This is a genomic window from Roseateles sp. GW821-FHT02E12 (assembly GCF_059421665.1).
In genome coordinates this window covers 2,168,817-2,181,156 of sequence record NZ_JBWKVK010000001.1, presented here as the reverse complement: position 1 = coordinate 2,181,156, position 12,340 = coordinate 2,168,817, and the positions used below count along the sequence as shown (strand labels likewise).

Below are 12,340 nucleotides of genomic sequence, written 5' to 3'. Positions count from 1 at the left end.
ATCCGGTCTGAACGACCCGGCCCACAATGGTGGCATGGAAGCTTGGCTCTCGCAGTTCATCGGCAGCCTGCTCGCCGCCCTCGCCCTGCCGCAGGTCGGGCTCGTCGCAGTCTTCATCATCACTTTCGTCTCGGCCACGCTGCTGCCGCTAGGCTCGGAACCGGCCGTCTACCTCGTCGTCAAGGCTGATCCGAGCATGTTCTGGGCCGTGATTGCCGTGGCAACGGTAGGCAACACGCTGGGCGGCGTGACGAGTTGGTGGATAGGCTACGGCGCCGAGAAGGCCGTCGAGGCGGTCAAGCATCACGAGCCCTCGCACTCCCGCGCGATGCAGTGGCTGCAGCGCTTCGGCCCCAAGGCCTGCGTGATGAGCTGGCTGCCCATCGTGGGCGACCCGCTCTGCGCCGTGGCCGGCTGGCTCAAGCTGCCGTTCTGGCCCTGCGTAGGCTGGATGGCCCTCGGCAAGTTCCTGCGCTTTCTGCTCTACACCGTTGCCCTTATTTGGTTGATTCCGGAGACCTGGCTTTCATGACCACCACCACCGCTTACCAAGACCTGAGCGCGCGCCAGCAGCGCCTGCACCGCCTCGGCCACCTGCAAGCCATCGCGCAGTGGGACCAGGCCGCCAACATGCCGGCCAACGGCAACGAGGCGCGCAGCCTGGCGCTGGCCGAGATGGACGGGCTGCTGCATCAGCTGGCCACCGACCCGGCGCTGTCAGGCCTGCTGGACAGCGCCGCCAGCGAGCCACTGGACGACACGCAGCGCGCCAACCTGCGCGAAATCCGCCGCGCCTGGCGCGCCGCGAACGCACTTCCGCAGGCGCTGGTGGAAGCCAAGAGCCTGGCCAACAACCGCTGCGAGCATGCCTGGCGCAGCCAGCGCCCGGCCAACGACTGGGCCGGCTTCGTGCCCAACCTGCGCGAGGTGCTGAAGATCGCCCGCCAGGAGGCCGAGTTGCTGTCGCAGAGTGCGGGGCTGTCCAGGTACGACGCGCTGCTGGACAACTACGAGCCGGGCATGCGCTCAGCAGACGTCGAGCGCGCCTTTGCGCCGTTGCGCCAATGGCTGCCTGGGCTGATCCGCGACGTCATCGCCAAGCAGGCGCGCGAGACCGTCATCGAGCCGGTCGGCCCCTTCCCCACCGCGGCGCAGAAGGCCCTCGGCCTGGACGCGATGAAGCTGTTGGGCTTCGACTTCGCCGCCGGCCGCATGGACGAAAGCACCCACCCCTTCTGCGGCGGCGTGCCCGAGGACGTGCGCATGACGACGCGCTACCGCGAAGACAACTTCCTGCCCAGCCTGATGGGCACCATCCACGAGACCGGCCACGGCCGCTACGAGCAGAACCTGCCCCGCGAGCTGCTGGGCCAGCCCATCGGCCGCGCGCGCTCCATGGGCATCCACGAAAGCCAGAGCCTGAGCTTCGAGATGCAGCTGGGCAGCCACCCGGCCTTCGCCGGCCTGCTATCGCCACTGCTCGTGAAGCACTTCGGCGACCAGCCGGCCTTTGAGCCCGGCAATCTGCACAAGCTGCTGACGCGCGTGCAGCCTGGCTATATCCGCGTCGATGCCGATGAGGTGACCTACCCCGCCCACATCCTGCTGCGCTTCGACATCGAACGCGCGCTGATCGAAGGCCAGGCCGAGGTGGAAGACATCCCGGCGCTGTGGGACGCCAAGATGGCCGAACTGCTGGGCCTGGACACGCGCGGCAACTTCAAGGACGGCCCCATGCAGGACGTGCACTGGCCCGCCGGGCTGTTCGGCTACTTCCCCTGCTACACGCTGGGCGCGATGTATGCCGCGCAATGGTTCGCGACGATGCGGGCGCAGCAGCCCACGCTGGACAACCAGATTGCCAGCGGTGAACTGGGCGGTGTGTTCGACTGGCTCAATGCCCATGTCTGGCAGGTCGCCAGCCGCCACGAGACCCCCGAACTGGTGCAACGCGCCAGCGGCGAGGCGCTGAACCCGGCGCATTTCGAGGCCCACCTGCGCGGGCGCTACCTCGGCAACTGAACGACAGCTTGCCGACAGCCGGCACTGTGGCGCATACGCAAAAAAAGGCCGCTCCAGCCGGAGCGGCCTTAACTACTTCGAAGATCTCTCTTTCAAACCAACGACGCTTCCCCGGCCCCCCGGCCTTCTCCACGCGTGGCACCCGGTTCGTTGCTCTTCCCCGGACTGGGCCGCTGCAACTCGAACAGCGACCGTGAACCTATTCTGAGCATGCCGGGCCGCGCTGCCATCCCCGCAAGCCAAGGGGGGCCCGCAGATGGATGTGACGGGCGTCACAGCAGCAGGGCCAACCGCTCCAGGATCAGCACGCCGAAGAAGGCCAGGCCGGCAATCAGCGTCCATTTCATGATGACGATGCCCATGCGCCGCCAGCGCGCCTGGCCGGTGGCGATGGCGAGGGCGAAGCAGACGACAGCCGCGAACAGCAGCAGGCCAACGACGAGGCGGGCGATCAGCATTCGCTCACCAAGCTGGTGCGAGTTCGGCGAAGCCCTTGGGCGCCGCCCGCTCATCATCAAAGCTAACGACCTCGTAGGCCGACTCGTCCGCCAGCAGCGCACGCAGCAGCTTGTTGTTCAGCGCGTGGCCGCCTTTGAACGAGGTGTAGGCCGCCAGCAGCGGCATGCCGGCCACCTGCATGTCGCCGATGGCGTCGAGGATCTTGTGCTTGACGAACTCGTCGTCGTAGCGAAGGCCATCGGCGTTCAGCACCTTGTAGTCGTCCACGACGATGGCGTTGTCCATGGAGCCGCCCAGCGTCAGGCCACGCGAGCGCATCAGGTCGATATCGGCCGTCATGCCGAAGGTGCGGGCGCGGGCGATTTCCTTCTTGTACTTGCCCGAGCCCATGTCGAAGACGAACTGGCTGCCCGTGGCGGCCACGGCCGGGTTGTCGAATTCGATCTCGAAGCTCAGCGTGTAGCCGTGATGCGGCTCCAGCCGCGCCCACATCAGCTTCTTGCCCTCGCCCTGGCGCACCTCGACGGGCTTCTTGACCTTCAGGAAGCGCTTGGGCGCGTCCTGCATGACGATGCCGGCCGACTGCAGCAGGAAGACGAAGCTCGCCGCCGAGCCGTCCAGCACGGGCACCTCGTCGGCGTTGATGTCGATGACGAGGTTGTCCAGGCCCAGACCGGCGCAGGCCGACAGCAGATGCTCGATGGTCTGGACCTTGGGGCCGCCGGGGTCACCGCCGGGGCTGATGGTGGTGGCCATGCGGGTGTCGCTGACCGACGTGACGCCAACCGGGATGTCCACCGGCGGGCAGAGGTCGACGCGGCGAAAGACGATGCCGGTGTCGATGGGCGCGGGGCGCAGCGTCAGCTCGACCTTCTGGCCGCTGTGGATGCCCACGCCAACGGCGCGCGTGATCGACTTCAGGGTGCGTTGCTTGACCATCCTCGGATTGTCCCGGATCAGGGCTAGGCTTTGCGTTCGACAGGTAATCGCAACGACAGGCGCGTCCCCATGCCCGGCTGCGAATCGATGCGCAGCTTGCCACCCAGGCGCTGGGCCCGCTTGATCTGGCTCTTCAGGCCGCGGCCATGCTGGATGGTCTGCAGGTCGAAGCCGGCACCGTCGTCCTCCACGCGGATCTCGACATAGCTGCCGTGGTGACGCGTGACCATGCGCACGCGGCTGGCCTGGGCGTGCTTGAGGACGTTGTTCAACGCCTCCTGCATCAGGCGCAGCACATGCAGCGCGTCGGGCGGCTCCAGCCAGGTCAGGGGCGGCAGGTCCTGCACATCCCAGTCGAGCTTGAGGCCGCCGATCTGCAGCCTTTTTCCCAGGCGGTAGCGCATCGTCGCCAGCAGCGAGACGAGATCGTGGCCGACGGGCTCCAGCGAGTCGATGACGAGGCGCAGGTCGTCCACGCATTCGCGCAGCACCTCAACACACTGCTCGTGCGACATGCTGCCCTGCTCCATCGCCACCAGCGCCGACAGCAGCGAGGAGCCCAGGCCGTCGTGCATGTCGGCCATGATGCGCTGGCGCTCCAGCAGCAAGGCCTGCTGGCGCTCCACCTCGCGCAGCTGGGCGTTCTGCGCCTGCAGCACCGAGACCTGCTCGTCCAGATCCTCCTGCAGCTGGCTGTTCTCAGCCTTGACCTGCTCGACCGCACCCACATAACGCCGCTGCACCGCGTGCAGGAAGCTGAGCATGACGGCCAGCGTCGCGAACGGCATCAGGAAGAAGTGCTCGGGCCAGGCCCAGCCGGCCAGCACGGCGAGGTCATGGCCGCCGATGACGACGCCGATGATCAAAGCCAGCGCCATGATGCGCAGCTCGGTGCGGCGCTCGCGCCAGGCCAGGAAAGCCACCCAGGCCGTGCCGATGGCGGCCACGCCCGCCGTCACCGTGTACTGCATGACGACCATGTCGAGCTGGCGCAGCCACACCGGCATGCTGAGCACACTGACGATCAGCACGCTGGCGGTCAGTGCCCACTCCAGCCACAGCACGCGCCGACTTGCAAAGCGAAGCGCGAACAACAGCGCCGTCAGCATCACCCAGCCCATGGACGCATGCGTGGCCCACCAGAACCAGTCCTGGGCCCAGGGCGACACCGGCAGGCTCACGTAGTAGTGCAGATTGCGCACCATCCACGCGGCGGCCCCCAGGGCGAACAGGCCGTAGATGGCCTCGCCCGGGCGGCGCAGCCACAGCGTCAGCGCAAACAGGCCGAGCACGGCCAGCGTCAGGCTGACGGCCTGGGGCAGGCCAGTCTGTGCGCGCACCCGCCACAGCCAGCGTCTCTCCAGGTGTTCGCGCGGACCGACCCAGATACGTGACACCGCGTGATAGCTGCCCGCCGGCACCGGCAGCGCGACAACCAGCTCCAGGCCCTCTGCCCCGATGCCGGGCAGCGGTAGCCAGAGCGGCTGCACCCATTGCTCACGTTCGGCATGCTGGTTGTCCAGCAAAACCTGCCAGCCTCGGTCGGTCTTGGCCAGCACGGCGGCCGACAGCGTAACCAGGCGCGGCAGATAGAGCGCCATGGCGTCATCTCCGCCGGACGGCACGTGCAGGCGATACCAGCGCATCTCGTAGCCGCCCGTATCGCTGATCATGGCCGCACCGGGGCGGGTCAGCACATCGGGCATGGCCACATGCTTCCAGGCGGCGGCGCCCTCGGGTGGCAGCAGTTGGGCGGGCAGGTCGAGACGGTCGCCGCCGGCCACCGTGTGGTGGCGCAGCGCAGCCCACCAGGCATCGAGTTCGGCACGCGTCCAGGCCGTGGTGGCAAGTTCGGCAGGGGCCGAATCGTCACCGGCGACGCGGTTGCTGGGCTGGGGCAGGCGCTGCGCCAGCGTGGGCAGACATGCCCCCAACACCAGCATCAGCAGCCAGGCGCGCAGCATGAGACTTAACTCACGCATCCCTACGATTTGTTCTAGGCGTTGACATGGGGCGCGAGCATGCCACACAGGGTCAACCACCACAGCACCGCTCGGGGCTGCTGGGGCAACCGTTCAGCCGGTGCTGACCGGTAGGCTCTTGCGTGCCGCCTCGCGCAGTTCGCGCGACAGGCCGGCGTCGCCCACCGCACGAGACAGCAGCAGCGAGCCGACCAGCGTCGACAGCATGGCCAGAGCCTGCTCGCGGCGCTCAGCCGCGTCGGCCGCGGGCATCTGATCCTGCAGCGTCGCAGCCAGGCTATCGACGCCCTCGGCAAACACCTCGCGCACGGCCGGCCCGCCGCGCGCGGCGTCGCCCGCCAACGCGACGAGGCCGCAGCCCGCGCCGATGTGGTCGCGGTGGGTGTCCGACAGGTAGGCCTTGATCCAGGCCGACATGCTGCGGTCGGTCTGCTTCTTCCACTGCTCGCGGTTGGCCGCCAGCGCGCGCCGGCTGGCCTGCGCGGCCAGGTCGTCCTTGGACTCGAAGTGGCCATAGAAGCCGCCCCGCGTGAGGCCGGCGGCCTGCATCAGGTCGTTCAGGCCGATGCCGTCGAAGCCGCGCTCGCGGAACAACTGCGCGGCGTTGTCGAGGATGCGTTCGCGGTTCTCTTCGGCCTGGGCGCGGCTGACTTTCATCGCGGTCTCCTGGGGTCTTTGTGGAAGGGGCTTGACGCATTTTATATGTTGAACGACATTTATATCAATCATGTCGGTCGACATGAATAAACGGATTTGAAGGAACCGCCATGCAGCTCAAGAACGCCGTCGTCTTCGTCACCGGTGCCAACCGCGGCCTCGGCCGCGCCTTTGCCCAGGCCGCGCTGGCCGCCGGCGCCGCCAAGGTCTACGCCGCCGCGCGTGACCCCTCGTCCATCGACCTGCCGGGCGTCGTTCCCGTCGCGCTGGACGTGACCGACCCCGCCCAGGTGGCCGCCGCGGCCGCGCAGTGCGCCGACGTGACGCTGCTGATCAACAACGCCGGCATTTCGCAAGGCGCGGGGGTACTCGCCGACGACGCCATCGCCACCGCGCGCCGACACCTCGACACCAACTTCTTCGGCGTCTGGGCGCTGACCCAGGCCTTCGCGCCGGTGCTGTGGGCCAACGGCGGCGGCGCGGTGCTGAACGTGCTGTCGGTGCTGAGCTGGGTAACGCTGCCGGGCCTCACGCCCTACAGCGCCAGCAAGGCCGCTGCCTGGGCACTGAGCAACGGCCTGCGCCAGGAGCTGAAGGCTCAGGGCACGCAGCTGACCAGCCTGCACGTCGGCTACATGGACACCGACATGACGCGCGGCCTGGACGCGCCGAAGTCAGCGCCCGCCGACGTAGCCCGCCTGGCGCTGGAAGGCATCGAGGCCGGCGCCTTCGAGGTGCTGGCCGACGACATCAGCCGCCAGGTCAAGCAGAGCCTGTCCACCGCCGCACCGGCTTACGCCGGCTGACGCTTCGCTCAAGGAGATCGCCATGGTCGAGTCCCCTGCCCTTGCCGCGCGCACCACCGCACCGCTCGCGGCGCATGCCGACGGCCACCTGGCCGCCGCCCGCCATGCCTTCTCGGCGCCTGAACGCATCGGGCTCAGCGAGCAGGAGAAGGCCATCCTGGCCGGCGCTGCCGAGCCTCTGCTGCGCCATGAGGGCATCAAGCTCGCGCGCTGGACGCTGGGCAGCGGCCCGCGCGTCGTCCTCGTACACGGCTGGAACAGCCGCGGCTCGCATCTGCTGGGCTTCGCCCGCCCGCTGGTCGAGGCCGGCTTTTCGGTGACCCTGTTCGACCTGCCCGGCCATGGCGATTCCGGCGGCCACGCGGCCAGCGTCGTGCACGCCGGCCGCGCCCTGCGCACGGTGATGACGGCGGCCGGCGAAGTCCATGCCGTCATCGGTCATTCGATGGGCTCGGCCGCGGCGCTGCTGGCCTTCGCGCATGGGCTGCCGGTGAAGCGCAGCGTGCATCTCGCCGGGCCTTCATCGCTGACGCCGATGGTCAAGGGCCTGGCCGCGGCCCACGGCCTCGGGCCGGCGGATGCAGCGGCGCTTGCAGGCTGGGTGGAGGGCTTCATCGGCACGCGCATCACCTACGTGGACCTGGAGCGACTGCAGCACGGCCTGCGCCACCCTGGCCTCATCGTGCACGACCCGGAAGACCGCACCGTGCCCGTCGCGGCCTCCGAGGCCTTGCACGCGGCCTGGGCGGGTTCGCGATTCGAACGCGTCACGGGCCTGGGCCATCGCCGCCTGCTGGCGGACGCCGACGTCATCGCGCGCAGCGTCGCCTTCGTCGCCGAAGGGCGGCTGCAATGAGCGCGGTGCCTCGCCCCTGGCTGCTGACGCTGGCCGCGCTGTCCGCGTTGGGAACGCTGTCCACCAACATCCTGCTGCCGTCGCTGCCCGTGATGGCGCAGGCTCTCGGCTCGAGCGAAGCCGCGATGACGGCGGTGCTCAGCCTCTTCCTCGCCGTGTTCGCCGTGGCGCAGTTGATCGTCGGGCCGTTGTCCGACCGCATCGGCCGCCGGCCCGTCGTGCTCGGCGGGCTGGTTGTCTTCATCATTGGCAGCCTGGTGTGCGCGCTGGCAGGCGACCTGCCGCTGCTGCTCGCCGGGCGCGCACTGCAGGCCGTTGGCGTGGCGGCGGCTTCGGTGCTGGCGCGCGCCGCCGCGCGGGACCGTTTCGAAGGCCCGCAGCTCGCCGCGCTGCTCGGCCGCATCATGGTCGTCATGGCCGCGGCGCCGGGCTTCTCGCCGCTGCTCGGCGGCCTCGTTCAGGCGGCCTGGGGTTGGCGGGCCCTGTTCGTCGTGCTCGTGGTGGCCGGGTTGGCGCTCGCGGCGGCCTATGTCGGCATCGTCGGCGAGACGCTGCCCGCAGAGCGGCAACGGCACCAGCCGGCCGGCGCGCTGGCGCGGGGCTATGTCTTGCTGCTGGGCGACGCGCATTTCATGCGCCCAGCGCTCGCTACCGCCGCCATCCTGGGCGCGCTGTTCGCCTTCTTCGGCACTGCGCCGCTGGTGCTGGCGCGTGACTTCGGCTTCAGCGCCTTGCAGGTCGGCCTGTTCTTTGCCACGTCCGTGTTCGTCGTCTTCGCCGCGGGCCAGACCGCGCCGCGCTGGGCAGCGCGTTGGGGTGGCCCGACCGTGCTGCGCCTAGGTGCGGCGTTGGCAACACTGGGCGGCTTGACGATGCTTGTCGCCGGCGGAGCGGGTCTCGCTGGCTTTGCCGTCGCGGTGGCCATCTTCCTGTTCGGCATGGGCCTGGTGTCGCCCACGGGCACGGCGCTGGCGCTGACGCCGTTTGCGTCTCAAGCCGGTCAGGCGTCGGCGCTGCTGGGCTTTCTGCAGATGGCCGCCGCGGCGACGCTGACGACAACTGCGGCAACGCTGCCGGGTGCGCGCATGGACGCGTTAGCCCTGGTGCTGGCCGGTGGCGGGTTGCTGGCTTTGCTCTCAGGCGTTGCGAAGCCGGCTGCGGTGGTGGCACGCGCTTCCTGACAAAGCAAAAGGGCGAGCCTTACGACTCGCCCTTTCTAGAAAGAGAGTTAGGTTCTCAGTCAGCTTGCTTGCGCAGGAAGGCCGGGATCTCGATCTCGTCCATGCCGTTGGACGACAGCGCCTCGACCTTGGCGGCCGCGCTGCCCGAACGGCCATGGCGCCACACGCTCGGCACATTGGCGTTCGCGAAATCACCCAGGCCCAGACCGACATTGGCCTGCTGCGCCGTCGGCGTGGCCATGGCAACCGCCTGCGTCAGCACGGGCATGCCATCGGTGCCGTTGCGCACCACCGGCTGGGTCTGGATGACCTGCAGCGGCGCCTGCTGGCGGGCGCGGCCAGCCGTCAGGCCGGTGGCGATGACGGTCACGCGCAGCGCGTCGCCCAGGCTCTCGTCATAGGCCGTGCCGAAGATGACGTGCGCTTCTTCCGAGGCGTAGCGCTTGATCGCATTCATCGCGTTGCGCGACTCGCTCAGCTTGAAGTTGCTGCGGCCCGCGGCGATCAGCACCAGCACGCCACGCGCGCCCGACAGATCGATGCCTTCCAGCAGCGGGCAGGCCACGGCCGCTTCAGCCGCCTTGGCAGCGCGATCCGGGCCGGTGGCCTGGGCCGTGCCCATCATGGCCTTGCCGGGCTCGCTCATCACGGTCTTCACGTCTTCGAAGTCGACGTTGACGAGGCCGGGGATGTGGATGATGTCCGAAATGCCGCCAACAGCGTTCTTCAGCACGTCATTGGCGTGCGCGAAGGCCTGATCCTGCGTGACGTCGTCGCCCAGCACGTCGAGCAGCTTGTCGTTCAGCACGACGATCAGCGAGTCGACATTGGCTTCGAGCTCGGCAAGGCCCGCATCGGCCGCCTTGGCGCGCCGGCCGCCTTCGAAATCGAAGGGTTTGGTGACGACGCCGACGGTCAGGATGCCCATTTCCTTGGCGACGCGGGCAATCACCGGTGCGGCGCCCGTGCCAGTACCACCACCCATACCGGCGGTGATGAACAGCATATTGGCGCCGGCGATGGATTCGCGAATGCGGTTTTCGGCTTCTTCAGCCGCCGCCCGGCCCATTTCGGGTTTGGCGCCAGCGCCGAGACCCGAGGTGCCGAGTTGCAGCAACTGATCCGCCTTGGAGCGGTTCAGCGCCTGCGCGTCGGTATTCGCGCAGATGAATTCCACGCCTTGAACGCCCTGGGCGATCATGTGGTCAACCGCGTTGCCGCCGCCACCACCGACCCCGATCACCTTGATTTGGGTGCCTTGGTCAAACTCTTCGATCATCTCGATGGGCATATCAAACCTCCTACTGCAATTGTGCCGTGGCACACAATGATTGACTAGTTGCTGAAACAAATTTTTCGTATTTCATGGGGGTCAAAAATTCCCCATGAACCAATCTTTGATGCGGCTGAGCAGGGTTTGCACCGACCCAGCCTGCTGCGCCGCCTTGAAACCCCGGCTGCGCGACAGCCGCGCTTCTTCAAGCAGCCCCATGACGGTGGCGGAACGCGGGTTGGCGACCATGTCATAAAGGGCCCCCGAATAGGTGGGCAGGCCACGCCGGACGGGTTTCAGGAAAATGTCCTCGGCGAGTTCCACCATGCCGGGCATGACGGCCGATCCGCCGGTCAAAACGATGCCGCTGGACAGCAATTCCTCATACCCGCTCTCGCGAATGACCTGGTGCACGAGGGAAAAGATTTCTTCGACGCGCGGTTCGATGACGCCGGCCAGCGCCTGCTTGGACAACATCCGGGGGCTGCGGTCGCCCAGCCCGGGCACTTCCACTTGGTCGGACGGGTCGGCCAGCAGCTGCTTGGCGACGCCATATTCGACCTTGATTTCCTCGGCATCCTTGGTCGGCGTACGCAGCGCCATCGCGATATCGCTGGTGATCAGATCCCCGGCAATGGGGATCACGGCGGTATGGCGGATGGAGCCGCCGGTAAATATCGCCACATCGGTCGTGCCGGCGCCGATATCCACCAGCGCTACCCCCAGGTCGCGTTCATCGGCGGTCAGGGCGGCGTGGCTGGAGGCACTGGGATTCAAAACCAGTTGATCGACCTCCAGGCCACAGCGCCGCACGCATTTGACGATGTTTTCGGCCGCGCTTTGGGCGCCGGTCACGATATGGACCTTGACCTCCAGCCGGCCGCCGCTCATGCCGATGGGCTCTTTCACCTCATGGCCGTCGATGACAAATTCCTGCGGCTCGACCAGCAGCAGGCGCTGATCGTTGGGAATATTGATGGCCTTGGCGGTTTCGACAACCCGGGTCACATCAACCGGCGTGACCTCTTTGTCGCGCACGATGACCATGCCGGTGGAGTTCTGGCCGCGGATATGGCTGCCGGTAATCCCCGTGTAAACCCGCGATATTTTGCAGTCGGCCATCATTTCGGCCTCTTTCAGCGCCTGCTGGATGGACTGCACGGTGGCGTCGATATTGACGACAACGCCGCGCTTGAGGCCGGTCGACGGCGCCACGCCGAGGCCGGCGATGCGCAATTCACCGCCCGGCAAAACCTCGGCCACCACGGCCATGATCTTGGCGGTCCCAATATCCAGCCCGACGACCAAATCCTTGTATTCCTTGGCCATGTCCGTCCTCAGCGTTTTCTATTTACGGGTTTACCCGGAATTTGTGTCGTCACGCCGCGCAGCTTGACCGCGTAGCCGTCGGCGTGGCGCAGGTCGGCCGACAGCAGCGGGCTGCGGTAGGTCGCCGTGACCTGCGTGATGGAATTGGCGAAGCGGCCGAAACGGTCGACGACTTCCGTCGCGCTGCCGCGGCCGAGTTCGACGACGGCGCCGCTGCCGAAGGTCGCGCGCCAGGAGCCGCGGCCGGACAAGTCCAGGCGCTCGATGCTTTCGCCCAGCTTTTCAGCGGCCGGCGACAGCGCGCGCCACATCTGCAGCATCTGGCCCGCGGTCTGGGCGGGGCCGGCCAGCACGGGCAGCGTCTCGTCCTCGACGTCACCGAGGTTGGCTTGGAAGACTTCGCCGAAGCTGTTGACGAGGGCACGCTCCGCAGCGGCCTCGCTGCCGGAATCGGCGCCGTCGACACGGGCTTCCCAGTAGGCGGCGGCGCGGTGCTCTTCCAGATTGACCCTGAGCCGCATCGGCCAGATGCGCTGCAGCTGCGCATGCCGAACCCAGGGCACGGCCTCGAAGGCGGCGCGGCCGTCCTTCAGGTTCATGCTGAGGAAGGAACCGTGCAGGCGCGGCAGCGCATTCGCGCGCAGCGAGGCCACGCTGTTGCGGCTGACATCGCCCTCGACCTGGATGGCGCGCAGGTTGAACACCGGCAGGCGCACGACCCAGCGCAGCGCAGCCCAAGCTGCCGTTGCCACCAATGCCGCGACGAGCAGCGCCGACACCGCATTCATCAGGCGGACGTCGGACGGCAGCGCGGCGGTGGCGGCGGCGGAATTCAT

General features: G+C 67.9%; 12 protein-coding genes. 5 read left to right on the top strand and 7 right to left on the bottom strand.

Annotated elements, in window-relative coordinates:
- Positions 1 to 34 precede the first annotated feature (34 nt).
- Positions 35 to 532: a YqaA family protein gene (locus AC07V5_RS10175; protein WP_495115531.1), complete on the top strand. Its 498-nt coding sequence runs from the start codon at positions 35 to 37 to the stop codon at positions 530 to 532.
- A complete protein-coding gene (locus AC07V5_RS10170) occupies positions 529 to 2,022 on the top strand; it encodes a carboxypeptidase M32 (RefSeq protein ID WP_495115530.1) in 1,494 nt (497 codons plus the stop codon). Before AC07V5_RS10175 ends, AC07V5_RS10170 begins: the two co-directional genes overlap by 4 nt.
- Positions 2,023 to 2,294: 272 nt before the next feature.
- Here the strand turns inward: AC07V5_RS10170 and AC07V5_RS10165 are convergent, their stop codons facing one another.
- The 4 genes from AC07V5_RS10165 to AC07V5_RS10150 all read right to left on the bottom strand — a co-directional run bounded on the left by AC07V5_RS10165 (position 2,295) and on the right by AC07V5_RS10150 (position 6,059).
- Entirely contained in the window at positions 2,295 to 2,480 is a 186-nt protein-coding gene (locus AC07V5_RS10165; RefSeq protein WP_495115529.1) for a hypothetical protein, read from the bottom strand.
- 4 nt (positions 2,481 to 2,484) lie between these two features.
- Positions 2,485 to 3,420, bottom strand: coding sequence for a UDP-3-O-acyl-N-acetylglucosamine deacetylase (gene lpxC / locus AC07V5_RS10160; protein ID WP_495115528.1), 936 nt, complete (start codon positions 3,418 to 3,420; stop codon positions 2,485 to 2,487).
- A 23-nt stretch (positions 3,421 to 3,443) separates the two neighbouring features.
- Positions 3,444 to 5,384 carry a sensor histidine kinase gene (locus tag AC07V5_RS10155; protein ID WP_495115527.1) on the bottom strand — a complete coding sequence of 647 codons (1,941 nt, stop codon included), beginning with the start codon at positions 5,382 to 5,384 and terminating at the stop codon, positions 3,444 to 3,446.
- Positions 5,385 to 5,495: 111 nt separating this feature from the next.
- A complete protein-coding gene (locus AC07V5_RS10150) occupies positions 5,496 to 6,059 on the bottom strand; it encodes a TetR/AcrR family transcriptional regulator (protein ID WP_495115526.1) in 564 nt (187 codons plus the stop codon).
- Positions 6,060 to 6,169: 110 nt separating this feature from the next.
- Between AC07V5_RS10150 and AC07V5_RS10145 the strand changes: the two genes are divergently transcribed.
- The 3 genes from AC07V5_RS10145 to AC07V5_RS10135 are packed head-to-tail and all read left to right on the top strand — an operon-like array spanning position 6,170 to position 8,902.
- On the top strand, positions 6,170 to 6,865 hold the full coding sequence (locus tag AC07V5_RS10145) for an SDR family oxidoreductase (protein WP_495115525.1): 696 nt from the start codon (positions 6,170 to 6,172) through the stop codon (positions 6,863 to 6,865).
- Positions 6,866 to 6,887: 22 nt separating this feature from the next.
- Positions 6,888 to 7,721: an alpha/beta hydrolase gene (locus AC07V5_RS10140; protein WP_495115524.1), complete on the top strand. Its 834-nt coding sequence runs from the start codon at positions 6,888 to 6,890 to the stop codon at positions 7,719 to 7,721.
- A complete protein-coding gene (locus tag AC07V5_RS10135) occupies positions 7,718 to 8,902 on the top strand; it encodes a Bcr/CflA family efflux MFS transporter (protein ID WP_495115523.1) in 1,185 nt (394 codons plus the stop codon). The genes AC07V5_RS10140 and AC07V5_RS10135 overlap by 4 nt, the downstream gene beginning before the upstream one ends.
- Before the next feature lie 55 nt (positions 8,903 to 8,957).
- Here the strand turns inward: AC07V5_RS10135 and ftsZ are convergent, their stop codons facing one another.
- The 3 genes from ftsZ to AC07V5_RS10120 form a co-directional block, all read right to left on the bottom strand.
- Positions 8,958 to 10,193, bottom strand: a complete 1,236-nt coding sequence (gene ftsZ / locus AC07V5_RS10130; RefSeq protein WP_495115674.1) for a cell division protein FtsZ — start codon at positions 10,191 to 10,193, stop codon at positions 8,958 to 8,960.
- A gap of 81 nt (positions 10,194 to 10,274) precedes the next feature.
- Positions 10,275 to 11,504, bottom strand: coding sequence for a cell division protein FtsA (gene ftsA / locus AC07V5_RS10125; RefSeq protein WP_495115522.1), 1,230 nt, complete (start codon positions 11,502 to 11,504; stop codon positions 10,275 to 10,277).
- Between the two features lie 8 nt (positions 11,505 to 11,512).
- A complete protein-coding gene (locus AC07V5_RS10120; RefSeq protein WP_495115521.1) occupies positions 11,513 to 12,340 on the bottom strand; it encodes a cell division protein FtsQ/DivIB in 828 nt (275 codons plus the stop codon).